At 38.0% G+C, this 23,380-nt stretch carries 22 protein-coding genes and 2 pseudogenes; 13 read left to right on the top strand and 11 right to left on the bottom strand.

From position 1 onward, the window contains the following. Nucleotides 1-299 precede the first annotated feature (299 nt). The gene (locus ACFIKH_RS02560; protein ID WP_375625802.1) at nucleotides 300-881 is read left to right on the top strand and encodes a BA14K family protein; all 582 of its coding nucleotides are present in this window, start codon (nucleotides 300-302) and stop codon (nucleotides 879-881) included. Between the two features lie 51 nt (nucleotides 882-932). Here ACFIKH_RS02560 and ACFIKH_RS02565 read toward each other — a convergent pair. Beyond that, a pseudogene (locus ACFIKH_RS02565) lies at nucleotides 933-1,086 on the bottom strand (MBL fold metallo-hydrolase); the annotation flags it as partial. Between ACFIKH_RS02565 and ACFIKH_RS02570 the strand changes: the two are divergent. After that, nucleotides 1,075-1,316: pseudogene (locus tag ACFIKH_RS02570) on the top strand (excinuclease ABC subunit UvrB); the annotation flags it as partial. The pseudogenes ACFIKH_RS02565 and ACFIKH_RS02570 overlap by 12 nt on opposite strands. Nucleotides 1,317-1,898: 582 nt before the next feature. Further along, nucleotides 1,899-2,657, top strand: a complete 759-nt coding sequence (locus tag ACFIKH_RS02575) for a BA14K family protein (protein WP_375670930.1) — start codon at nucleotides 1,899-1,901, stop codon at nucleotides 2,655-2,657. A 65-nt stretch (nucleotides 2,658-2,722) separates the two neighbouring features. Here the strand turns inward: ACFIKH_RS02575 and ACFIKH_RS02580 are convergent, their stop codons facing one another. Continuing rightward, nucleotides 2,723-3,373 (bottom strand): MBL fold metallo-hydrolase, encoded by a 651-nt coding sequence (locus tag ACFIKH_RS02580; protein ID WP_375625798.1) that lies wholly within the window; start codon nucleotides 3,371-3,373, stop codon nucleotides 2,723-2,725. A 142-nt stretch (nucleotides 3,374-3,515) separates the two neighbouring features. Here ACFIKH_RS02580 and ACFIKH_RS02585 point away from each other — a divergent pair, with 142 nt between their 5' ends. Together ACFIKH_RS02585 and ACFIKH_RS02590 are read left to right on the top strand one after the other, a co-directional pair. Continuing rightward, nucleotides 3,516-4,220, top strand: a complete 705-nt coding sequence (locus ACFIKH_RS02585) for a response regulator (protein WP_375625796.1) — start codon at nucleotides 3,516-3,518, stop codon at nucleotides 4,218-4,220. A gap of 8 nt (nucleotides 4,221-4,228) precedes the next feature. After that, the gene (locus tag ACFIKH_RS02590; protein ID WP_375625794.1) at nucleotides 4,229-5,569 is read left to right on the top strand and encodes an ATP-binding protein; all 1,341 of its coding nucleotides are present in this window, start codon (nucleotides 4,229-4,231) and stop codon (nucleotides 5,567-5,569) included. 45 nt (nucleotides 5,570-5,614) lie between these two features. Here ACFIKH_RS02590 and ACFIKH_RS02595 read toward each other — a convergent pair whose 3' ends face one another. After that, complete coding sequence (locus ACFIKH_RS02595; RefSeq protein ID WP_375625792.1) at nucleotides 5,615-6,115, bottom strand: YbjN domain-containing protein; 501 nt, start codon at nucleotides 6,113-6,115, stop codon at nucleotides 5,615-5,617. Nucleotides 6,116-6,496: 381 nt separating this feature from the next. Continuing rightward, nucleotides 6,497-6,769 carry an accessory factor UbiK family protein gene (locus tag ACFIKH_RS02600; protein WP_375625790.1) on the bottom strand — a complete coding sequence of 91 codons (273 nt, stop codon included), beginning with the start codon at nucleotides 6,767-6,769 and terminating at the stop codon, nucleotides 6,497-6,499. Nucleotides 6,770-7,075: 306 nt separating this feature from the next. Here ACFIKH_RS02600 and lgt point away from each other — a divergent pair, with 306 nt between their 5' ends. The 4 genes from lgt to ACFIKH_RS02620 all read left to right on the top strand — a co-directional run bounded on the left by lgt (nucleotide 7,076) and on the right by ACFIKH_RS02620 (nucleotide 11,318). Then, a complete protein-coding gene (lgt, locus tag ACFIKH_RS02605) occupies nucleotides 7,076-7,954 on the top strand; it encodes a prolipoprotein diacylglyceryl transferase (RefSeq protein ID WP_375625788.1) in 879 nt (292 codons plus the stop codon). Then, nucleotides 7,929-9,008, top strand: a complete 1,080-nt coding sequence (locus ACFIKH_RS02610; protein WP_375670932.1) for a class I SAM-dependent methyltransferase — start codon at nucleotides 7,929-7,931, stop codon at nucleotides 9,006-9,008. Before lgt ends, ACFIKH_RS02610 begins: the two co-directional genes overlap by 26 nt. 102 nt (nucleotides 9,009-9,110) lie before the next feature. Next, nucleotides 9,111-9,902 carry a peptidoglycan editing factor PgeF gene (gene pgeF, locus ACFIKH_RS02615; RefSeq protein WP_375651564.1) on the top strand — a complete coding sequence of 264 codons (792 nt, stop codon included), beginning with the start codon at nucleotides 9,111-9,113 and terminating at the stop codon, nucleotides 9,900-9,902. Nucleotides 9,903-10,385: 483 nt separating this feature from the next. After that, nucleotides 10,386-11,318, top strand: a complete 933-nt coding sequence (locus ACFIKH_RS02620) for a ribose-phosphate pyrophosphokinase (protein WP_375625782.1) — start codon at nucleotides 10,386-10,388, stop codon at nucleotides 11,316-11,318. On the opposite strand, the gene ACFIKH_RS02625 is transcribed toward ACFIKH_RS02620, so the two are convergent. After that, nucleotides 11,315-12,814, bottom strand: a complete 1,500-nt coding sequence (locus tag ACFIKH_RS02625; protein WP_375625076.1) for a helicase HerA domain-containing protein — start codon at nucleotides 12,812-12,814, stop codon at nucleotides 11,315-11,317. The genes ACFIKH_RS02620 and ACFIKH_RS02625 overlap by 4 nt on opposite strands. A 292-nt stretch (nucleotides 12,815-13,106) precedes the next feature. On the opposite strand from ACFIKH_RS02625, the gene ACFIKH_RS02630 reads away from it, so the two are divergent. Next, nucleotides 13,107-13,736: a 50S ribosomal protein L25/general stress protein Ctc gene (locus ACFIKH_RS02630; protein WP_375625077.1), complete on the top strand. Its 630-nt coding sequence runs from the start codon at nucleotides 13,107-13,109 to the stop codon at nucleotides 13,734-13,736. A 76-nt stretch (nucleotides 13,737-13,812) separates the two neighbouring features. Then, nucleotides 13,813-14,394, top strand: a complete 582-nt coding sequence (pth, locus tag ACFIKH_RS02635; protein WP_375651565.1) for an aminoacyl-tRNA hydrolase — start codon at nucleotides 13,813-13,815, stop codon at nucleotides 14,392-14,394. A gap of 242 nt (nucleotides 14,395-14,636) precedes the next feature. Here the strand turns inward: pth and ACFIKH_RS02640 are convergent, their stop codons facing one another. Further along, nucleotides 14,637-15,380, bottom strand: a complete 744-nt coding sequence (locus ACFIKH_RS02640; protein ID WP_375648323.1) for a L,D-transpeptidase — start codon at nucleotides 15,378-15,380, stop codon at nucleotides 14,637-14,639. A gap of 264 nt (nucleotides 15,381-15,644) precedes the next feature. Here ACFIKH_RS02640 and ychF point away from each other — a divergent pair, with 264 nt between their 5' ends. Then, the gene (ychF, locus tag ACFIKH_RS02645) at nucleotides 15,645-16,748 is read left to right on the top strand and encodes a redox-regulated ATPase YchF (RefSeq protein ID WP_375625777.1); all 1,104 of its coding nucleotides are present in this window, start codon (nucleotides 15,645-15,647) and stop codon (nucleotides 16,746-16,748) included. 157 nt (nucleotides 16,749-16,905) lie between these two features. Here ychF and ACFIKH_RS02650 read toward each other — a convergent pair whose 3' ends face one another. The 4 genes from ACFIKH_RS02650 to petA all read right to left on the bottom strand — a co-directional run bounded on the left by ACFIKH_RS02650 (nucleotide 16,906) and on the right by petA (nucleotide 20,156). Further along, nucleotides 16,906-17,346, bottom strand: coding sequence for a PRC-barrel domain-containing protein (locus tag ACFIKH_RS02650; RefSeq protein WP_375625080.1), 441 nt, complete (start codon nucleotides 17,344-17,346; stop codon nucleotides 16,906-16,908). Nucleotides 17,347-17,459: 113 nt separating this feature from the next. Then, entirely contained in the window at nucleotides 17,460-18,353 is an 894-nt protein-coding gene (locus ACFIKH_RS02655) for a cytochrome c1 (protein WP_375670935.1), read from the bottom strand. Continuing rightward, complete coding sequence (locus tag ACFIKH_RS02660) at nucleotides 18,347-19,603, bottom strand: cytochrome bc complex cytochrome b subunit (RefSeq protein WP_375625773.1); 1,257 nt, start codon at nucleotides 19,601-19,603, stop codon at nucleotides 18,347-18,349. The genes ACFIKH_RS02655 and ACFIKH_RS02660 overlap by 7 nt, the downstream gene beginning before the upstream one ends. A gap of 4 nt (nucleotides 19,604-19,607) precedes the next feature. Further along, nucleotides 19,608-20,156 (bottom strand): ubiquinol-cytochrome c reductase iron-sulfur subunit, encoded by a 549-nt coding sequence (gene petA / locus ACFIKH_RS02665; RefSeq protein ID WP_375625083.1) that lies wholly within the window; start codon nucleotides 20,154-20,156, stop codon nucleotides 19,608-19,610. Between the two features lie 728 nt (nucleotides 20,157-20,884). On the opposite strand from petA, the gene ACFIKH_RS02670 reads away from it, so the two are divergent. Continuing rightward, nucleotides 20,885-21,361, top strand: coding sequence for a tRNA (cytidine(34)-2'-O)-methyltransferase (locus ACFIKH_RS02670; protein ID WP_012754878.1), 477 nt, complete (start codon nucleotides 20,885-20,887; stop codon nucleotides 21,359-21,361). A gap of 537 nt (nucleotides 21,362-21,898) precedes the next feature. Here the strand turns inward: ACFIKH_RS02670 and ACFIKH_RS02675 are convergent. Continuing rightward, nucleotides 21,899-23,152, bottom strand: a complete 1,254-nt coding sequence (locus ACFIKH_RS02675) for a CCA tRNA nucleotidyltransferase (RefSeq protein WP_375625770.1) — start codon at nucleotides 23,150-23,152, stop codon at nucleotides 21,899-21,901. Between the last annotated feature and the right edge of the window lie 228 nt (nucleotides 23,153-23,380).

The following is a 23,380-nucleotide window of genomic DNA, read 5'->3' on the forward strand; positions in this document are numbered from 1 at the left end:
ACTCCTATTATTCAATTTATATTGTATCAAGTGATGCAAAAAGTATCCCTAAATAAAGAGTTTATATTCCATAGTAAAAAATCGGGTACTCTTACTACAAACTTATTAATTAACCTCAAGCATAGTACATTAATTGAAATCAAAATTCTGTCATGATTTTATTTTACTGTATCTGAGATGGGTTTAACTAAATGAATTTTCATTTGTTTTGCCACAATAAAGTCCAAAATTATTCAGGCTCTATTCAGTTTGAAACATGTAGGATGTGAAAAATACGAATTTACACAAGGAGCATCATTATGAAAAAGATGATCAGGTTAGCGGTATTATCAGCAATGTCAACTGCAACCGTTTTCATGCCGCTAAATACAACGCTTGCGGATATGGCATGGTATCAAATGAGTGAAATGAAGAGGGAGTCTGGTTTACCGTCTCGCAATTTTAGCTCCCATTCTTTTCATAGTAAACATCACTCTTTTGATGATCCCCACAAGCGTCATTATTTCAGCCAGACATGGAGAGAACAACAACATCATCATGTTGAAAGCAAAACATATCATTATGTCGAACGTAAAAAGACAAAACACAGTAATATTCAAGGAGATGCTTTAGCATTGGGCATTCTTGCTCTTGCAGCAGGTGCAGTTCTTAGTAAAGTTTTTAAAAAACCAGAACAGCCACAAATTGTCTATCAAGACGTACCACAAAATCAGGTGATTTATCAAGTGCAGCAAACGGTGGAATATGAGCCAGTACAACAATCATCAGAATCTGATTGGCTTCAATATTGCAAGAAAAAATACCGTTCCTTCAACCCTAAAACAGGTACTTTTCGAGGCCGTGATGGCTTAAATCATGTCTGCTATGCTCCAGTAAATTGAATTAACATTGAGAAAAGCCCGCTCTAAAGCGGGTTTTTGATGCCCTCCCCCTTAAATCTCTTGAAGAAAAGGATTATTTTTGGCGCTCATAGCCTATGCTACTTTTGGGACCATGCCCACAGATAAAACAAACATCATCGCCTAAGGGAAAAACTTTTTCTCGAAGGGATTGCATCAATTTTTCATGGAAGCAGAATGGGATGCCATGCGCCCCCAAAAACTATTGCCGTCTCTGCAACACCAGGACGCTGAGAAATAGAACAATCTCATGGCACTTTTGCAGAACAAATTATTTGTCCAACAGGGCTCATTGATCCACCAACAGAGGTTCGTCCAGCCAGCAATCAAGTCGATGATGTTGTGAATGAAATTCGTAAAACAATTCAAAAAGGCTACCGCACATTGGTGACAGTTCTCACAAAGCGTATGGCCGATTAAGCAATTTTTCTTGTTAAACCGCGTTATAAAAAAATCCCTAAAAAAGTAAAAAACTTCTAAACTCTAAAAAAGCAGACAAATTTAAAGAAAATATCTTATATATATAAATTCCTAAAATATATTATATTTATACATTTATACTCTGATATCGAACTAAAATATTATTTATCCTCACAAGATAATATTAAAATAGGACGCTGTTCTATAATACAAATAAATTAAAATAAGACTTTATCATAGCACCATAAGCATATGATAAAAAATGATAACTTTTATTTATACACCTATTATTAAATTTATATTGTATCAAATGATACAAAAATTATCCCTAAATAAAGAGTTTATATTCCATAGTAAAAAATCGGGTGGGGTCAATAAAAACTTATTAATTAGCCTCAAGTAGAGTACATTAATTGAAATCAAAATTCTTTCATGATTTTATTTTACTGTACCTGCAATGGGTTTAACTAAATGAATTTTCTTTTGTTTTGTCACAATAAAGTCCAAAATTGTTCAGGCTCTATTCAGTTTGAAATGTGTAGGATGTGAAAAATACGAATTTACACAAGGAGCATCATTATGAAAAAGGTGATCAAGCTAGCGGTATTATCAGCAATGTCAACTGCAACCGTTTTCATGCCGCTAAATACAACGCTTGCGGATATGGCATGGGATGTTACTCACTCTATCACGAGAGAAATAGATGATATGATGAGGAAGATGCGTAAAGAAAGAGATGATGCGACAAGGGAAATGGATAAGGAAATTGATATGTGGCGTTCCAGTTTTTCTAGCTCCCGTTGTTCTGATAGCAAAAATGTCTGTCATTCTGATGATTTCCAAAAGTTTGTTGATGATTTCCGCAAGCGTTCTGAAGAAAACTCTAGAAGATTTGAAGCCAAACTTAATAGGACGGAACAACAACAACAACAACAACATCATCATCATCATCATCATCATCATCATTATTATCATCATGTTGAAAACAAAACATATCATCACATTGAGCGCAAAAAGACAAAACACAGTAATATTCATATAGACAACTCAGGAGATGCTTTAGCAGTGGGTATTCTTGGTACAATTTTAAAAAAACCAGAACAGCCACAAGTGGTTTATCAAATAGTACCACAAAATCAGGTAATTTATCAAAAAGTTCCGCAAAATCAAAGAGTTTATCAGGTGCAGCAAACGGCGGAATATGAGCCACTCCAGCAATCATTAGAATCTAATTGGCTTAACTATTGCAAGAAAAAATACCGTTCCTTCAACCCTAAAACAGGGACTTTTCGAGACCGTAATGGTTTGGAACACATTTGTTATGCCCCAATAAATTAACTTCTGTTCTACTAAAAAAGTCTTAAATGGCACAAAAAAATGCTTCAAAGCGTTTTTTTGTTTGCTCATATATTAAAATCTTGAAGAAAAGGATTATTTTGGCGCTCATAGCCTATGCTACTTTTAGGACCATGCCCACAGATAAAACAAACATCATCGCCTAAGGGTAAAACTTTTTCTCGAAGAGAGTGCATCAATTTTTCATGAGAACAGAAGGGGAAATCAGTGCGTCCAATAGAACCACGAAAGAGCACATCACCCAAGAGAGCTAAGCGTTCTTTTTCATTGAAATAAATAACATGACCAGGAGAATGTCCTGGGGTGTGAAAAACCTTAAACACATGTCCAGCAAAATGAACGCACTCACCATCTTCTAACCATTGGTCAGGAATACAGATGCATGCATCAGTGATGCCGTAATTTTTTGCGCTTTCGCTCACGGCATCCATCACAGGCTTATCATCGCAATGTGAACCGATAATTTTTACATTAAGCGCCTCTTTCGCTTGCATTGCTGCTCCCACATGATCAAAATGACCATGTGTTATCCAAATAGCCTCAACGATAACGCCATTCTTTTCGATTACGTCTTGAATCCGCGGCCAATCACCACCGGGATCAACGAGAACCCCCGTTTTACATTCACTATCAAAAAGCAAAGTGCAATTTTGTTGGAATGTCGTAACTGGAATAATATGTATATTAAGACTACCCATAATATCCTTTTCAAAAATAACTTTTTTAAATTTATAAATAAAACTTTCTCTCCTTTAAGGTAAAGGTGCTGCTCGACAGCTTTATACAACTTATGTAAACTTGCATTTTGTGTAAACTAAATTTTTATCAAGGTTTTTAAGAATGTCCGATCATGTTCAAGTTTTGTGTGATGACGCACCTCACCTTCTTGTGATTGATGACGACACTCGTATCCGCAATCTTTTATTTCAGTTTCTCATTAAAAATGGATTTCGTGTTTCAGTTTCAGCCAATGCTAATGAAGCAAGACGACTGTTGGCAAGTTTAGATTTTGATCTTCTTATTGTTGATGTCATGATGCCTGGTGAAAACGGTATTGATCTTACTCATTCACTCCGGCAAACAAAGGATGTTCCTATCTTCATGCTAACAGCTTTATCAGAAATAGACAATCGTATCCATGGCTTAGAAGCGGGTGCAGATGATTATCTTGCTAAGCCTTTTGACCCTCGTGAACTTCTTCTTCGTATCAATGCCATTTTACGGCGTGGTTTTCCCCCTCACCAACCCAAAATTGAGCAGATCGTTTTTGGACCTTATATATTTTCAATTTCACGGCGCGAACTCAAAAAAGGGGGAGAAATTATTAAATTAACAGATAAAGAACAAGAAATGATGGTCATTTTTGCCGAAAATGCAGGCAATACAATTCCGCGCCATAAATTCGCGACCGATGACAGCAATATAAGTGAACGTACCATTGATGTACAGATCAACCGCCTTCGTCGTAAAATCGAAAAAAACCCACCACTGCCTATATGGCTCCAAACCGTGCGAGGAATAGGGTATAAACTCTCTATTGAATAGGCACAAGAATGATCAAACCTTTAAGATTTTTTCTTCGATGGTTAACGAAAAAAATGCCTAAACGGCTTTATGCCCGCTCTTTGATCATTATTATCGCTCCTATGGTGCTTCTGCAAACAGTCATTGCTTACGTTTTTATGGAACGCCATTGGCAAATGGTAACCGAGCGTCTTTCAATAGCTGTCGTGCATGACATTTCAGCTATTATCGATATCATTGAAACATATCCGCAACAAGATAACTATGAAGATATCAAGCGTATTGCACAACAACGCATGGGATTAAATATTTCTATCCTGCCCCCTTCCCCTCTTCCCCCTCCAGGACCTAAACCATTTTTCGCAATTCTTGATTATTTTCTGAGTGAAGAAATCACCCGCCAAATTAACCGCTCCTTCTGGATTGATACAGTAGGCGATTCTAATCTTGTTGAAATCCGTATCCACCTTGGTCACAACATCTTACGCGTCTTTGCTCCACGCAGCCAAGCCTACGCTTCCAATACTGCTATTTTTTTAAGCTGGATGGTAGGAACAGCGCTTGTTTTATTGCTGATAGCAATTTACTTTTTGCGCAACCAAATCAAACCCATTCAACAATTGGCTGAAGCAGCAGAAAGCTTTGGACGCGGTCGTCCTTTACCAAAAGGATTTCAACCACAAGGAGCTGATGAAGTCCGTCGTGCTGGCATTGCTTTTTTACGTATGCGAGAACGTATTGAACGCCAAATCGAACAACGCACCATGATGCTCTCAGGAGTAAGTCATGATTTAAGAACCATTCTTACACGCTTTAAACTTCAGCTAGCATTAGTAAATACTGACTTTGATATTAAACCGCTTGAGCAAGATGTAAGTGACATGCAAAATATGTTAGAAGATTATCTTGCTTTTGCTCGTGGTGAAGGAAGTGAAAGTGTCAAGACTTTTGATTTAAATGCTCTTATGCAAAAATTCTCCGCCGATGCTCATCTTCACAAACGTCAATTTTCTTACACCATTGAAGGTCCTACAGAAATACAAGTACGTCCCCGTGCTTTCATACGCTTGGTCAGCAATCTTGTATCAAATGCATTTTGTTATGGCACAACCGTTACACTAACAGCTAACTCTCAACAAGAATCTTTTATATTAATAATCGATGATAATGGACCTGGAATTCATGAAAATATGCGCACAGAAGTTTTTAAGCCATTCTTTCGACTTGATAAAGCGCGAAATCAAGATGCAAGTGGAACAGGACTTGGTCTTTCTATTGCTCAAGACATAGCACGCAGCCATGGTGGCAATATACAATTAGATGAGAGCCCACTCGGAGGATTACGCGCTATTCTTGATATCCCCCTATGAGCAATATTTCAGCAAACCATCTGTAAAAATAACAGACTGTGTATTTTAGGCATTCCCTACAGTTTCAAACAAAGTGTACTGCAGTGCCTTGTAAGCACTTTCTCCCGACAAAGCAACCATCTGAAATGCAACATAATGGCTTTCACAGACTTTAAGTGCATGTATCAACAATGTTTCAACCTGTATATGAGATGGATGCATCCCACCAGCCAAAAGAAGACCTTGCCGATAAATAACTGAATTATTCCTTTGCCAGTAATCAAAATGTCCCAACAACAACTTTTCATTAATTGCTAGCAATAAGCGCTGTATTTCAGCTGTTCGAGCATTTTTAATAAAAAGATCAAACGAACAAGCCAAATGAAGTGCTTCATGCTCTTCCATCCATGAAAAAGCAAGACGATAATTTGCGCGCTTTCCTTCCACACAAACGCTAATTTCATCTTGCGCATCCCGCTCAAACGACCAATCATATTCACAGGCAATCTGTTCGATAAAGTCAACAGGGTGCTCTTTTCTCTCTGTGGCCCAAAATGCAAGCCTCATCACAATCCTCAATCATCTTAAAAACATTGTCAACAGAATATAAACCGCCTAAACTGTAACAATATTTTGCTACAATCAGAACCTTTACAACAAACAAATACACATAAAAACATCGACAGCACACAAACACCCAGAACACAATCGCGCTGTTTAGGGCAACCTGATAGTCATAAAACGAATCATCAAGTCTTTTCAGTGTATTGATACAATTTCATAGCGCCAGCCCCCCTGATTCAAAAAAATGTATTTTACCCAAAAAAAAATCAAAAATAGACAAATGCTCCGCTCTAACAGACTCAAGATTAAGCATTTTTTAGTTTCACGCATCATATTGAAAAATTGGGGATATTTTTTTGAAGATTCTTTTTTTAAGAAACTATCTTACTTTTTTTTTGTGTCTGCGTTTTTTAAATCATCTTTTTTTAAATCATCAAGACGCCTTTTCAAATCAGCATTATCAGCATGGATTTTCAGCATCATCTCCTTAAAAGTCTCAAACTCTTCGCGAGAAACAAGACCAAGTTTGTTTGCTATCTTTTCAGCCTGCACACGAAAAGCTGTTCCAGCTTCACGTCGTATACCTTGCGCGACGTCAGCAGCATCTGTTGTTAATTTTGCTAATTCATCAAGAATACGATTTGATCCATTACGCATAACATTTTTCCTTAAATTTTAATTATTGACGCACGCATTATAGCGTATTCTCATAACATTTAGATACTGTAATTTGTTCCTTTTACCCTATATTTTATATACTGTGCCGATTTTTCATGACTATTTTTTTTAAGATTTTTTAATATTTCTTTTATCACCATATTTTTTTACCGCGATAAACCAGTGGAAATCTATTCCCCTTTCTGACTAGCCTCCCTACTGACTTGACCATTGTGCATTCATCTGTCATTTCTGACCATCAGAGTCACTTCATATTCATCTCGTATAATGTAAGATGCTTAATTCATGAACAATCTTTCTTGTCCAGCCATTGCTTTTCCGTCTTTTCTTGATCCTGTCATTATCCAGCTAGGTCCCATAGCACTTCATTGGTATGGACTTGGTTACGTGGTGGGGATTCTTTTTGCTTGGTGGTATGCGCAAAAATTATTAAAAAAAACATCTCTATGGTATAGAGACCACCCTCCTATGGATAAAGAAAAGATCGGAGATTTTGTTGTCTGGTCTGCCATAAGTGTTGTTGTCGGAGGGCGTTTAGGACAAGTTCTTGTATGGGATCCCATTTACTATTTTAACCATCCAAGTGCTATCATTGCCGTATGGGATGGGGGAATGTCCTTTCATGGCGGACTTATTGGTATTATCATTGCTATGGTCTGGTTTGCCCGCAAAAATCATATTAACATACGAGCCATGTTTGATATCATTGCTGCAGGTGCTCCTATTGGTATCGGCATTGTACGAATTTGCAACTTCATTAACCAAGAGTTATGGGGCAATATTACTACACGTCCTTGGGCTGTTTGTTTTCCTCTCGATCCTCACTATCTACCGCGCCATCCAAGCCAACTTTACGAAGCTTTCATGGAAGGATTTCTTCTCTTCATCATCTTATGCCTTATCATTTTTGCCTTCAAGGCATTAAAGCGCCCTGGAGCTGTTGCAGGAACATTTATTATAGGCTACGCAGTAGCACGCAGCATTTCTGAAGTTTACCGTGCGCCTCAAGAAGATCCAGAATGGTTTTCGACTCTTTTCCATTCTACTGGTTTTACCTATGGCATGGCTTTATCTCTTCCCATGCTTCTTTTAGGGTTTTATCTTCTTCTCCACGCCTTTAAATATAAATCGACAGAAAATGACCAATCTAAAAGAAAAAATTAAAGAAATTATTGCCCTTAATGGACCAATCACTGTTAGCCAATATATGACGTTGGCACTTACCGATCCTCAATTTGGTTATTATCAAACACAAACACCTTTTGGACGTGCTGGTGATTTCATTACAGCACCCGAAATAAGCCAATTATTTGGAGAGATGATTGGGATTTGGACTCTCGCAAGCTGGAACGCTCATGGTTGTCCTCACCCTTTTATCCTCGCTGAAATAGGTCCAGGACGTGGAACTCTCATGGATGATGTTTTGCGTACCATTCAAAAATTATCCACAACAGCATTTAATGCAGCTGAGGTTTTTCTCCTTGAAATAAGTGAAAAACTCGCAGAGGAACAAAAAAAGCGCCTTTGCCCTTATCAAAAACAAATCCATAGCATTGAAAGTTTTGATCAAATCCCCTCAAAACCTCTCTTCCTCATAGCTAATGAATTTCTCGATACACTCCCTATCAACCAATATATTAAAGTCAATGGAGAATGGAAAGAGCGCTGCATTACAGTCAATCAAGATGGAGATCTCATCTTTATTGCTGCCCCGCATAAACTTCCCTCTTCTTATCTACAAACCTATTGTTCTAAAATGCCTGACGGAACAATTTTTGAATATTCCCCCTTACGGCATCAATTCATGCAACAAATCAGCCACCATTTAGTACAAGTGACAGGTTCTGCTTTACTTATCGACTATGGTGCTGCTGATCTTGCATTTGGCGATACACTGCAAGCACTGTCAAAACATAGATTCCGTGATATTTTTGATGCCCCTGGTGAACATGATTTAACATCCCATGTTGATTTTTCTTTTTTAAAAAACATAGCCCTTGAACAAGGTTGTTTTGCTGAAATCTTCGAGCAAGGAGATTTTCTTTTAAAAATGGGGCTACTGGAGCGCGCAAAACAGCTTGGAGTTGGCAAAAGTGCTCCTTTGCAAGACAAAATCCGCCAGGACATCGAACGGCTCGCTGGTCAAGATCAAATGGGAAAATTATTTAAAGTTTTACATGTTTGTGATAAAAACATCTCCATACCTCCCCAATTTTGATAACCGGCGCTTTTGTCAATAAGCACATCAGTATCTGAAATATTCATTGACTAAAATAAACATCTCCACCCTCGCTTCCAATAATCTCCATAAGGAACTTTTATGAAATCTATCCCTCATCCCATTCTTGCAAAAAATCTTTCTACTTTACAAACCCATGGGATAGAACATGGTTTTTTTACTCGTCAAGGTGGTGTTTCAAAAAGCCTTTACCAAAGCCTTAATGTTGGCCAAAGCTCAAATGATCACCCTGAACATATTATACAAAACCGCACTTTGGTCGCTCATTATTTTGATGTTGAGATACAAAATTTAGTCACTGTCAATCAAATACACTCTTGTGAAGTCGTTGTCGTTGATAAAGCTTTTATCGGCTCCCCTCCTAAAGCCGATGCTCTCGTTACCACCACACAAGAACTCGTAATCGGCATTCTTACAGCAGATTGCGGACCCATTCTGTTTGCTGATCCACAAGCAGGTGTCATCGCTGCAACTCATGCTGGCTGGCGCGGAAGCTTAAATGGAATTATCGAGAAAACAATTGCTGTTATGGAAAAACAAGGAGCCGAAAGACAATCAATAACAGCAGTCCTTGGACCTTGTATTGGTCCTTGCCACTATGAAGTAACAAGCGAATTTTACGACCAATTTATTGATTGCCACAGTAAATACCAAAAATATTTTATAAAAAAAGACAAAATAAATCACTTTTACTTTAATCTGTGGGCATTCATTATGCATCAACTCATAGAAGCAGGCGTTAATGCTTCTTGTGTAGAGCTTTGCACCTACAAAGATGAACAGCGTTTTTTCTCCTATCGCCGTGCAATACACCGTAGTGAACCTGATTACGGACGGCAAATTTCTACTATTATGCTAAAAAATAAAAGATGATCCCCTTTTATTTTTAAAACAATACCAAAACTGCAAAACTAAACTTTTTACCCAAATGTAAAAATAAATCCTATTGTACTTTGCTTTGCTTTTTTTACAAAATCATTTACCAGCCCATAAAATATGATAGCATTTGCTCTGAATCATTTTCAATGTTTAGTTATAATGATTGAAAGCAAGATTATACTTCTTTGTTATTTACTCCCCTTCATTCATCTTAAATATGAAACATTCCCCATATTGAAAGCATTTTTTTATAAAGTAATAACCAAAAAGCTTAATCAATACGTATTTCTTTGTCGCATGGAGAAAAAACTTTGCTCTAAAAGCAACAAACTTTTGGAAAAAGAGAAAACATACCGCATAGCTCTTTAACAATAATCGATAAAATTGTAAGGCTTTTGTAATCGTTCTCTTGCAATTTAATAAAAAGAAATTAAAAACCGTGTCGCATTCCCACCATGATGATTTAGAGGTTCTACTATGAAACTTTTCTGCGGAAATTCTAATCCACGCCTAGCTGAAGATGTTGCAAATTATTTGAACATCCCCTTAGGCAAAGCAACTGTAAAGCGCTTTGCTGATCAAGAAATTTTTGTAGAACTGCATGAAAATGTACGTGGACAGGACGTGTTTGTTTTGCAATCTACATCCTATCCTGCCAATGATCATTTGATGGAATTGCTCATCATGATTGATGCGCTTCGCCGCTCTTCGGCACGTCGCATCACAGCTGTTATCCCTTATTTTGGCTATGCACGCCAAGACCGTAAACCTGGTCCGCGTACTCCCATTTCCGCAAAACTTGTTGCCAACCTGATTACTGAAGCAGGGGCCCATCGTGTTTTAACATTAGACCTTCATGCAGGACAAATTCAAGGTTTTTTTGATATCCCTACGGATAATCTTTATGCTGTTCCTGTCATTTCTCGCGATGTCAAAGTGCATTATTCTCTTGAAAATGTTATTGTTGTTTCACCTGATGTGGGTGGTGTTGTACGCGCACGCTCGCTCGCCAAGCGTTTGAACAGTTTGCTTGCTATTGTAGATAAACGTCGTGAACGTCCCGGTGAATCAGAGGTTATGAATATCATTGGAGATGTATCGGGAAAAGATTGCCTTTTGCTTGATGATATTGTTGATTCAGGTGGAACTTTATGCAATGCAGCAAGTGCTCTGCTTAAACATGGTGCCAATAGTGTCACGGCTTATATCACGCACGGTGTTCTTTCTGGTAATGCAATCGAACGAATTAGCAATTCAGAGATGAAAGAATTGGTTATTACAGATTCAATTATGCCAACACAAGCTATTGAGAACGCCCATAATATTCGTGTTTTGCCCATTGCCGACCTTATTGGGGAAGCAATAGCAAGGACAGCAGCAGAACAATCGGTTTCCAGCTTATTTGGTTAAAGTGGTTCCTTGGGGTCTCCGGGTGCTGTTTCAACACCAAGATCAGGAAATGCAACAATACGTTGACCACTAAAATGCGTGTGAATAACAATAAGTCCACGCTCTTCAAAGTAGGTTAAAAGTCGGCGTGCACGGCTTAAAGAATGAGTTCCATAAAGACGTGCTAAAAATGCATCCGATGGACATGGCTTTCCCCCTAATGCGGCCTGTGCTACATTCAAGAACACTCCTTGGACATCTTCTTCTAAACTTTCTGATATCTGCAAAATATGTTTCCAATGTTCACTGACAGCCGTTTGTTCATCAACAAAAGCCTGAGCAATAGCCAATTTACGCCGAAACTGTGAAAGATTAAAAGGAACCTTTGACATACCATGGATACGACAACGAACTGAAAAATCTTGATAAAGCACCGCTGTTGAACGATAAAAAGCCTCAGAATCTTCAAGAATTTCCCGAATAATATGTTCTGCTTGGCCGTCACGCTCAACATCAGAAAGTTCAGGAAATAAACTCGGGGTTTCTTCCAACAACTCTTGTTTTTTATGCACTACCTCCTCTAACATCTCGTGCATTGATTTTTCCCTCATCGGCTCTCGTATTTGTTTAAATGGCTTTAAAATTTCCTCTGGTGAAGCAGTAAAAACGAGCTCTTGCACATCATCCCGCTCTGTTGGAAGTGGCATTAATTTAGGGCTAGAAGAGCGTGCCAAAGTTTCAACAGAACCGATAATGATTGGTAAGGGACGTCGTGATAAAGCGGGACCTAAAGCTATAAAATTCCCCCGCTCAAGATCTCTAAACATTTCCGCTTGGCGGCGCTCCATTCCCAAAAGATCAGCAGCGCGCACCATATCAATATCTAAAAAAGTCCGCCCTATTAAAAAGTTTGAAGCTTCAGCAGCAACATTTTTGGCCAACTTAGCCAAACGTTGTGTCGCAATAACACCAGCAAGACCACGTTTACGCCCTCGACACATAAGATTGGTCATAGCACTAAGAGAAATCTTACGTGCTTCATCAGAAACTTCTCCTGCCGCAGTTGGAGCAAACAATTGTGCTTCATCGACAACGACAAGCATAGGATACCAATAATCACGTTCCACATCAAACAGTGCCCCAAGAAAAGCCCCTACAGCACGCATCTGTTGTTCAGTATCCAAACCTTCAAGATTAAATACCACTGAAACCCGATGTTGGCGAATGCGATGAGCAATACGAGTCAATTCTAATTCACTACGTTGAGCCTCTACAATAACATGACCGAATTTATCTGCCAAAGTTACAAAATCGCCTTCTGGATCAATTACACAATGCTGCACCCACTTAGCACTTTGCTCCAAAAGACGGCGTAAAAGATGTGATTTCCCTGAACCGGAATTACCTTGTACAAGAAGACGTGTCGCCAATAATTCTTCCAGATCAAGAAGTGCTGGCATCGATTTATGCAAAGCACGACTCTCTGACATCTCACCCAAGGCAATCTCAACCTTCATAACATCTCCAGTGTTTGATTTTGAACATATCAGTGCCAGCGCATATTGGTTGATTCTCCATCCACACCGTAATTTGTAACATTTCCTCCTTTTTAACGGTAGAAATCATCGATTTTTCCCACAACTCTTGCATCTATGAATAGTTTGAATTATAGAACAAGCTTCTGCGTAGACACCCTTGGAGGCAACGCAGAATGGAGCGATCGCTGTTGGTTAGCGCATATCTTCATATCCATGCAAAAACTATTATTGTTTTTGAAGGATCTCCAATCATGTAAAAAGGACTTAAATTATGAGCAAAAGCTACACTCTTAAGGCCGAAAAACGCGAGCGGGTTGGTAAGGGGTCCTCCCGTGAACTTCGCCGCAACGGTCTTATTCCTGCTGTCATTTATGGTGAAAAACAACCCCCTTTGGCAATAACAGTTCCCTATAAAGAAATTTTCTACAAAATTCATGCCGGTGGTTTTCGTACCACCATTGCAACGATTATTCTTGACAAGCAAAAAATTATGGTTTTGCCAAAAGATTATCAATTAGATCCCGTGCGTGACTTTCCCCTCCATGTAGATTTCTTACGCATTTCAGCAAAATCCGTTGTAGAAGTGAATATTCCTGTCCACTTCCTCAATGAAGATACAGCACCTGGACTTAAAAAGGGTGGTGTCCTCAATATTGTTCGGCACGAAATTGAATGTACTGCTCCAGCAAGTGCTATTCCTGAAGCTATTGAAATTGATCTCGCCAGCTACTCTATTGGTGATTCTATTCACATTTCAGCAGTGCAACTGCCAAAAGATGTGACTCCCATCATCCAAGATCGAGATTTTACCATTGCAACCATTTCAGCTCCTGCTGGCATGGATGTCAGTGATGAAACTTCTGAACAAGAAGATGATGAAGAAGACACGCAAACTTCATAAAACTCAAAAGGCGGGAATTTTTTCCGCCTTAATTTATGAGACACTACCCTTACTCATACTTTGACTGAAGATACACATGTGGCTTATTGCTGGTCTTGGCAATCCTGGTTTACAATATCAAAATAACCGCCATAATATCGGTTTTATGGCTGTTGATGCCATCTATCAGTCCTTCTCTTTTTCTCCATGGTCGAAGAAGTTTCAAGCAGAAATCTCTAATGGTTTCATAAATAATGAGAAAATTTTTCTTATAAAACCGCAAACTTTCATGAATCTCTCTGGTCAAGCTATCGGTGAAGCTTTGCGATTTTATAAATTAGATCTGAAGAATTTGATCATCATTTATGATGAGTTAGACCTGTCACCAGGAAAAGTTCGTATAAAAATTGGTGGAGGAAATAATGGGCATAATGGTATTAAGTCTATTGATGCCCATTGTGGTACTAACTATTGTCGTATACGCATAGGAATTGGTCATCCTGGAAGTAAAGAACTTGTTCATCAACATGTTCTGGGAAATTTTGCCAAATCTGATCAAGAATGGTTATCCCCTCTCTTAGAGACAATCGCAAAAAATATCGCTCTCCTTATAAAAGATGATAAATCCCTCTTTATGAATGAAATTTCACAAACGATAAAAAACAATCAAAGCCATTGACTTGCGTATCACAGTCGCGTGAAGCATATGGATAAGAACTCTTGAAAAAAGAAAAAAATGCCTCTTATACACTTTCTAAAAGGCAAAATCTGTTGGCAACCTGAGAAGCTATAAAAAAAATAAGAATACAATCTTGTATACACTTTTGAAAAAGAAAGGTTTATATTCTCTTTTGAGAGAAAGAGAAGATTGAACAGCAAACCAAAATACTCAAACGGTTCTCTCCAATCTTCTCCCCCAAATTAAAAAAATTCATTTGGCTGAATGGTCGACTGTAGCGGATCATAGCCATTTGATTGTTGACTATAAACTGTAGGAATACTCCTATTGTTTTGTAAGACCACAACACGCGAACCAACGGGAACACGATCATAAAGATCAATAATATCTTGATTAAGCAAACGAATACACCCACTTGAAATAGCACGCCCAATTGACCACGATTCGTGTGAGCCATGAATACGGAAAAGTGTATCTTTCCCATTTTTGAACAAATAAAGTGCCCGCGCACCTAATGGATTATCGGGTCCTGGTGGCATTCCTTTCCCAAGATGACCATAACGTTCTGGTTCTCGAGCCATCATAGCTGCAGTAGGAGCCCAATTTGGCCACCGACGCTTGCGCTGTACAACCCCTTCACCATCAAATGCTAAACCTTCCTTACCGACCCCAATCCCATAACGCAAAGCCTTTCCATTTTCACCAATAAGGTAAAGAAAACACTCTTGCGTATCGATAACCAATGTTCCAGGTGGATAAGATGTATAATAAATCACTTCTTGTCGCCAAAACTTTGGATCAATTGTCGCAAGATCAACAGCAGGTAACAAATAGGTCTCATTCGTTACAGGACCGTACAAAGCCTGTATTTCTGGTGGAATGTATCGAACTTGTTGAAAAGGAACCGATGACATATCTGACTGATGTGTAGCACATCCAGCCAAAGCTAAAAGTGCTGCAATTAAAAAGGCACAACGAGATAACACTCTTCTATTTTCTCCGATTAATTATTTATGCAGATTTGCATATCATGAAAAACTTAGCACATTATTAACATTAATTCGAAGTTTTCTTATCCTTGAGACTAAGGAGAGCATTAAGATAAGAAGAACTAAGGTAAAAAAGCAGATTATCTGTTACTTTAGACTTTTTTCTCACTTATCGCAACACAAAGACTATAACTCTTCTGAAAATATGCTATAAAAAAGAAGCTATCTTGACTATAAAATCAAAAGAAAAGAAAGACTCTCATGGGCTTTAAATGCGGTATTGTCGGATTACCTAATGTTGGGAAATCAACTCTTTTTAATGCATTAACAAAAACAGCCACTGCACAGGCTGCCAATTATCCTTTTTGTACCATTGAACCCAATACCGGTGAAGTTGCCGTTCCAGATTTACGAATGGAAAAAATTGCATCAATCGCTGGTTCAAAAGAAATAATTCCTACACGCATTAACTTCGTCGATATTGCGGGGCTTGTACGAGGAGCTTCAAAAGGCGAAGGTTTAGGAAACAAATTTTTAGCCAATATTCGCGAAGTCGATGCCATTGTCCACGTTTTACGATGTTTTCAAAATGAAGATATTACCCATGTAGAAGGACGTATTGATCCTGTTAGTGATGCCACAACCGTTGAAACCGAACTCATGCTTGCGGATCTTGAAAGTCTTGAGAGACGAATCATACAAATTCGTAAACGAGCAACCGGAAAAGATAAAGAAGCTCTCACAATTTTACCCCTTATGGAAAAAGCATTAAACATACTGCAACAGGGAAACCCTGTCCGGTTATTACTCAAAGATATCTCTTCCGATGAACACCCCATTCTTAAGAGTTTGAATCTTTTAACCTCCAAGCCTGTACTTTATGTTTGTAACGTAAGCGAAAATGACGCCGCTCATGGAAATAGCTTTACCCAAACAGTTGAAAAAATGGCAACAGAGCAAAATGCGCAAAGCATTATCATTTCTGCTTCTATCGAAGCGGAAATCACACAACTGAGTGATGCTGAAGCATCAGAATATCTCAATGCTCTAGGACTCTTCGAACCAAGTTTAAATCGCCTTATTCGTGCTGGCTACTCTTTGCTTGATCTCATTACTTACTTCACCTGTGGGCCTAAGGAAACACGAGCATGGACAATTACGCGTGGTACAAAAGCTCCCCAAGCAGCTGGCGTTATTCACTCAGATTTTGAGCGCGGTTTCATTCGTGCCCAAACCATCAGTTACAATGACTATATTGCTCTGGGTGGAGAAAGTGGTGCAAAAGAAGCAGGAAAAGCCCGCGATGAAGGAAAAGAATACATTGTACAAGATGGCGATGTCATGTTATTTAAACATAATACTTAAATCTTCACTCTGTCTTAATAGTTTATCTTGAAAACTTTGTAATAGGTCCTTGGAATCTTGTAGCAAAAGCTGCCAAGAATTTTTTGAACAAAAAAATGTTGCTAGCATATTATTATGATAGCAACAGTTTTATCCATTAAAGAATGGACATATAAAATTAGCGCGCCCAACGCCCTTCGTATTTAAATGTTGGAGCGTCCTTTAAAGAATCCTTTGTCGCATTTGTAATGAGTTTCCATTTACCATAATCATTTGTCATCTGGATTGTTTCTGGAGAAACGACTACATAACTCTCGCCTATGCCAAGAAAACCACCAACAGCAACAACAAACCCTGCAATATTATTTTCACGCAAAATAATATCTTTTACTTCACCAATATTTTCATCTTCTATATTATAGACATTGGCGCCTATAAGGCTGGAAGCAACAAAATCCGTTGCTAAAGGTGTCACATAACGCACAGACTTATCTACCCCCACCTGTACAATACCCGTAGAAGAGATCATTTCAGGTTTTGAAGGCACTTCAAAAGACTGGGCGTAAGTACTAGAAACCATCAAAATTGACATAAGAGTAGTACATGCAATTTTTTTCATTTTAACATCTCCGTTTTTACTTTGCTTTTACTTTATAAAATCTCAATGCATCATAAACAGATTTGTTCCTTATGCTCTTTATACTCTATACTCTTTCAAGCCTTGTCGCTTTATCATTTTCTCTTTATTTCGTCTTTTGTTTCTTTCTCTAACTCTTCTTCTAAACCACACCAAATACGATTTTTTAAAATATAAACAAGCCCTGCAAAAATGATTAAAAATAAAATAACACGAAAACCGGTTTTTTTACGAATTTCCATATGAGGATCAGCAGCCCACATCAAAAAAGCAGAAACATCGCGCGCGTAATTTTCAATGATTTCTGGGGTTCCATCTTCATAAGCAACCATACCATCACTCAAAGGAGGAGCCATAGTTAAAGAATTCCCGCCAATAAAATAAGGATTATACCAATAACCATCCGCAATTTTTATCTCCTTCGGTGCCTTCTGATATCCTGTTAAAAGAGCTGTAATATAATCTGGACCAGCTGTATCATAATGATCCAATACATCAGTAATTAAAGCAGGAAACGGCAAAGATACACCACGTGCACGTGCCATCAATGACAAATCTGGAGGATAAGCACCATTCAAAATAAATCTTGCTTCTTCTTCATGTGCAAAGGGAGAAGGAAAATAATCCGTTGCAATCCCAACACGTTTAAAAAATTTTCCTTCTCGATTAGGACCATCGCGCACTTCATATTGCCCCGCCAAAGCTTTAATCTGTTCTTGATCATACCCAAGAGCTTTTAAATTGCGAAAAGCCACATATTTTAGCCCATGGCAGCTGGAACAAACTTGTTTATAAACCTTTAACCCACGCCTCAATTGCGCCTTATCATAAAGCCCAAATGGACCTGAAAAACTCCATTCTTGTTTTTTAGGAATCCTTAAAGGAAAAGAAATAAATTCCTCCTCCTGATCAGAGGCATCTCTCGCTAAACTCTGAGCAGAAAAGCTGATAGCAACGATAACAATCAGTCCGACAAAAACATTTACCATAGTCTCTTTTTTTTCTGTTTTAAATCTTGCATAATTGAAGAAGGAAGAGAACAATTTTTTTCAAAGGCTGGCAAAGTAGGCAAAATAACCAAAAAGAATATAAAATAATAAACCGTAGCCAATTGCGTCCATAAAAGGATTTTGTCATTTATTTCTCTTGACCCCAACCAACCAAGGAAAACGACATCAATAACCAACGCCCAAAAGAAAATTTTATAAACAGGTCGATATCTTGCTGAACATATTTTAGAGCGGTCTAACCATGGCACAAAAATTAAAATGCAAATCGAACTGACGAATAAAACAAAGCCCACAAAAGTGGAAGGGAAAATACCAATATCAAAAGTTATAGCACGAAGTATCGCATAAAAAGGCAAAAAATACCATTCTGGAACCACACGAAGAGGTGCTTTTAAAGGATCTGCCACATTATAATTTTCAGCCTGCCCCATATAATCGGGCATATAAAACAAAAACCAGGCAAAGAAGATCAGAAAAACAGTAATAGCAAAAATATCTTTGATAAGCGCATAAGGTGAAAATGGAACCGTTTCCTTATCTGATTGTATAGCAAGACCCGTTGGATTGCCTTGCCCAACACAATGGATTGCCCAAATATGCAGCCCCACAAAAAGAAGCAAAACAAATGATAAAACATAATGGAAAACATAAAAACGATTCAACGTTGGTTGTCCTACGCCATAACCACCCAGAAGTGTCTCATGCAACCATGTCCCCACCAAAGGTATCGTTTTTAAAAGCCCTGCAATCACTGAAGCCGCTGAAATAGACATCATCCCCCAAACAAGCACATAACCAAAAAATGCTATTGCCATCATGATGATATAAATAAAAATACCTGTAACCCACACCATTTCTCGCATATTTTTATAAGAACCATAATAAAGTCCACGTGCCAAATGGATATAAACAGCAATAAAAAAAAACGAAGATCCTACAGAATGCCATGGACGAAAAAGCCAACCAAACTGCCCTTCACGCCGAAATCGTTCACTAGTTTCAAAAGCCAAATGAATATCTGGAACATAATGCATAGCCAAGACAATACCAGTCAAGAGCTGTGATAAAAGCATAATGGTCAAAATACCGCCAAATGTGTAAAAGTAATTAAGATTACGCGGAACAGGAAAAATTATAAATGTATTATAAAAAAAACGAGGAAGAGGAAAACGCTTATCAAACCAACGAGCAAGAGCATTTTTAGGACAATAAGGAGGAAAGCTTGTCATAACCTTATCCTATTTTGAGCAAAGTATCAGAAAGAAATTGGTAAGGTGGAATAGCCAAATTATAGTTAGCTGGACCTGACCGCACTCTTCCAGCAGTATCATAAACAGACCCATGACAAGGACACAACCATCCTCCAAATTTACCCGATTGCCCAAGTGTTACACAGCCTAGATGCGTACAAAGATTAATAACAATAAGCCAATTTTCACGTCCTTTACCTGCTGAACGCGCAAAATCTGTTGCTTCTTTTTCACCTTCAAGATTAGGATTTCGCGCTTGACGGTCTTTTAGAAGACTTAATTTAGTAGCGCGCGCATCAGCAATTTCTTTTGTCGTACGATTTCGAATAACAACAGGCTGTCCTCGCCACTTTACCGTCACCGACATCCCCTCTTCAATACCAGAAAGATCAACCTCAACAGAGGAAGATGCCAAAATAGCTTCATCTGGACGCAACTGACGGATAAAAGGCCACGCAACCGCTCCCATTCCAACTGCTCCTGCAACAGCTGTTACCAAAAACAGAAAATCCCGCCTCGTTTGCTCAACCATGGCCTTAACTTAAAGAGACTATTTGCTAAAACATTCTTCTACCATACCCTCTCCCATTGTACAATGCTTGATCACTGAGTTGCCTCAACCATAACAACATGCCTGTAAAAAACTTCTGCCATTTGTATGGTCTATACAAAAAACTGCTTTATAATGATAATTCATCGTTTTACAGAGTGAATGAAATACTGAAACACCGTAAACTTCTTTCATTTCAAACCTATTCATATTAATCAATCAAAATTACTCCCCCGCCTGTGAAAAATGGAGATAGCGTGTAAATAAACACTCCTAAAGAAAGAAACATAGTCTTGTTATGACCAGGTCTCAGTAAATAAGTTGAGCTTATCGATTATTTCTTTAACACATTTACAGCACCTCTCCCTCCCTCAATTCCAACTGGTTGAATGAGTATTTTTTCCGCTTCTGCTTTTGCATAAAAAGCATATTTTGTTGATTTTCATTAAAATGGATGATCTAACCTTATTAAATATCCCACTTTTCAACATAATGAGCCAATCCATTTCATGTATCGCTCAATATAAAGGAAGTCCCTAATAGGGAGATTCTCTCTTATCCCAAACAAACCTGTGTACATAACTTTTTCCCTGAAATTTAAAGTGAATAAAAATTAAACGTAAAAAAACATGTATTTCTCAAAGCATATTTTTCGAATAAATTGTGGCGCTTCTTTACAAAGTCGAAAGAAAAATCATATTACAGAGAACATGACACTTCATATAGCTCTTTTCCAACCTGATATCGCTGGTAATACTGGAACGATTTTACGTCTCAGCGCTTGTTTTGGTTTACATGTGCACATTATTGAACCCGCAGGCTTTAATCTGTCGGATCGTAATCTCAAACGCGCAGGATTGGATTATCTCGAATATGCTTCCTTAGAACGACACATCGATTGGCAACATTTTATAAGCTCCATGAAACACTTTAACCGCCGTCTGTTGCTTTTAAGTACAAAAGCAAAAACATGCTATACGCAGATATGCTATCAAAAAAATGATGTTTTACTTTTTGGTCGTGAAACAGCTGGGGTTCCCGATTATGTTCATGAAGCTGCCGATTACACATTGAAAATTCCCATGCAACCACAGGCACGCTCTCTAAATCTCGCCATGTGCGTAGCCATAACAACGGGAGAAGCATTACGACAAATTGGTTATCATGAAAGAAACTGTAATCTATAAAAACACAACAATTCCATTAAAATCTTTAGTAGAATATAATGAGTAATTAAAAGCGCATAAAGTTCAATAATACTTTTGGAATAACTTACAGAATGCCTATAAAAACCCATAAATTATCACGAAAACAATATACAACATATAAAGAACAGTTAGAGCGTATAACGCTTATCATTTTCCAACAATCAAGTGCTGATAAAATAAATATTTCTTAGTGCTCATCACATCCATTTCATATCACCACCTATGAATGATTAAATACTCCTCATAGTAAAAATCCATTGGACATCCCCCTCTTTATGCTCATACAAAGTGCAAACCGCTATCATTATTCTTTTTATCCGTTTTCACTTTCAAAATCCTTATCTTTGAAATGGTTCATACGAGACTTTTTTTCTCTCTGTAATCATTTTTCCTCACACGGATTTCCCCACTTGTAATGTGTAAGGCTATAATTTTGATTGATGTAATAAGAACAGGTTTGAAATAACCTTACAATATTCAGAGCTCTTGTTTCACATGACGAATAATGAATTATTATTATAAATCAATTTTTTCTAATAATACATGACGATCCATTAAAAATCCGCTTTCAACCCATATCATTTCTAACTCTTTAAGCTTTTTTCCTAAAAGCACACCTTTAGCAAAACCTTTCTTTATTAAATCGTTACCATTAATGGGAAAAGTTGGAATCTGCCATTTTTTGGCAAGTTGATGAAGCTTGACATAATCCTCTGCTTTTTGCAAAGCATCACTTTTTTCCAGATTATCGAGATGTGATGCAGCGACAGACAACGATAATTGATCTAAAACTGGCTGTCGTCCATGAAAATAAATCAGTTTTTGCACAAAATGATCAGAACTGTTTTGGTTTATTATTTCTAACTCTGCCCATTCTTTTAATCGCGTTCTTTCTTTATGGGAAAAATGCAAGCGCTGTGCCATTTCATGAAGACGTATGGGGTCAGGAGGAAGAAGGCTTTCTAGCCGTAACAATGGATCAACTTTCCAACCAAGAGCGTGTTCTGTCTTCACCAATGCGTGAATTGCATCAATACCCCATCGTTCTGTTTCAGGAAAAATGAGTGCCAAAATTCTGCTTTGTCGCATCCATAACAGAGCACGCGTTGGATCAAACGCCGTAAGAAGCTTTTTCATTTCTGCCCAAATACGTTCAGAAGAAAGTTTTTTTAAACCGTCTTTTAAACGAACACATGCCTTCAATCCTTGTACATCAGGTCGCCCTGCTCCATACCATGCAAAAAAGCGAAAAAAACGTAAAATACGCAAATAATCTTCGCAAATACGATCTTCTGCAATCCCAATAAAACGAACTGTTCGGCTAGCAATATCACTCAAACCTCCCACATCATCATAAAGATTGCCAGCAGCATCACAATAAAGCGCATTTATCGTAAAATCCCGCCGTTCAGCATCTTTTTTCCAATCACGACCAAATGCCACTTTTGCATGACGACCATCTGTTTCAATATCGCAGCGAAGCGTTGTAACCTCATAGGAACATGAATGAGCAACTACTGTTATTGTACCAAAAGTAATCCCTGTAGGAATAGCTTTAAATCCTGCTTCTTCTACACGTGCAATAACCTGTTGCGGCAAACAGGTTGTTGCAATATCAATATCACTAATAGGCTGCCCTAGCAGTTGATTGCGCACTGCTCCCCCTACAATACGCGCCTCTTCTCCCTCCAAAGACAAAACACGAAGAAGTGTTTGGATATCCCTTTGTTGTAACCACGCAACCTGTTTGAAGTCCTGTCTTATGTTCACCCTTTAACCTTTCAAAAAAGTTGTCTTCATTGCTTTAAAGAACTCTCTTCATACAACAAAATTTTTAAGACATCCCTTATAAAACACGTCTATTCCTTCCAAAAAACTTTTCTCTTCTTGTATACGAATATGAAAAAATGGCATATGATACTTCATTTCTTCTCATTTTCTGTTACAAACAATAAGATATCCATTATCATGCAGAGAAAATTACCATTTTTGCGACAA

The sequence above is a fragment of the Bartonella sp. SD1336NMGDW genome (assembly GCF_042193565.1).
GTDB classification, from domain to species: Bacteria; Pseudomonadota; Alphaproteobacteria; order Rhizobiales; family Rhizobiaceae; genus Bartonella; species Bartonella grahamii.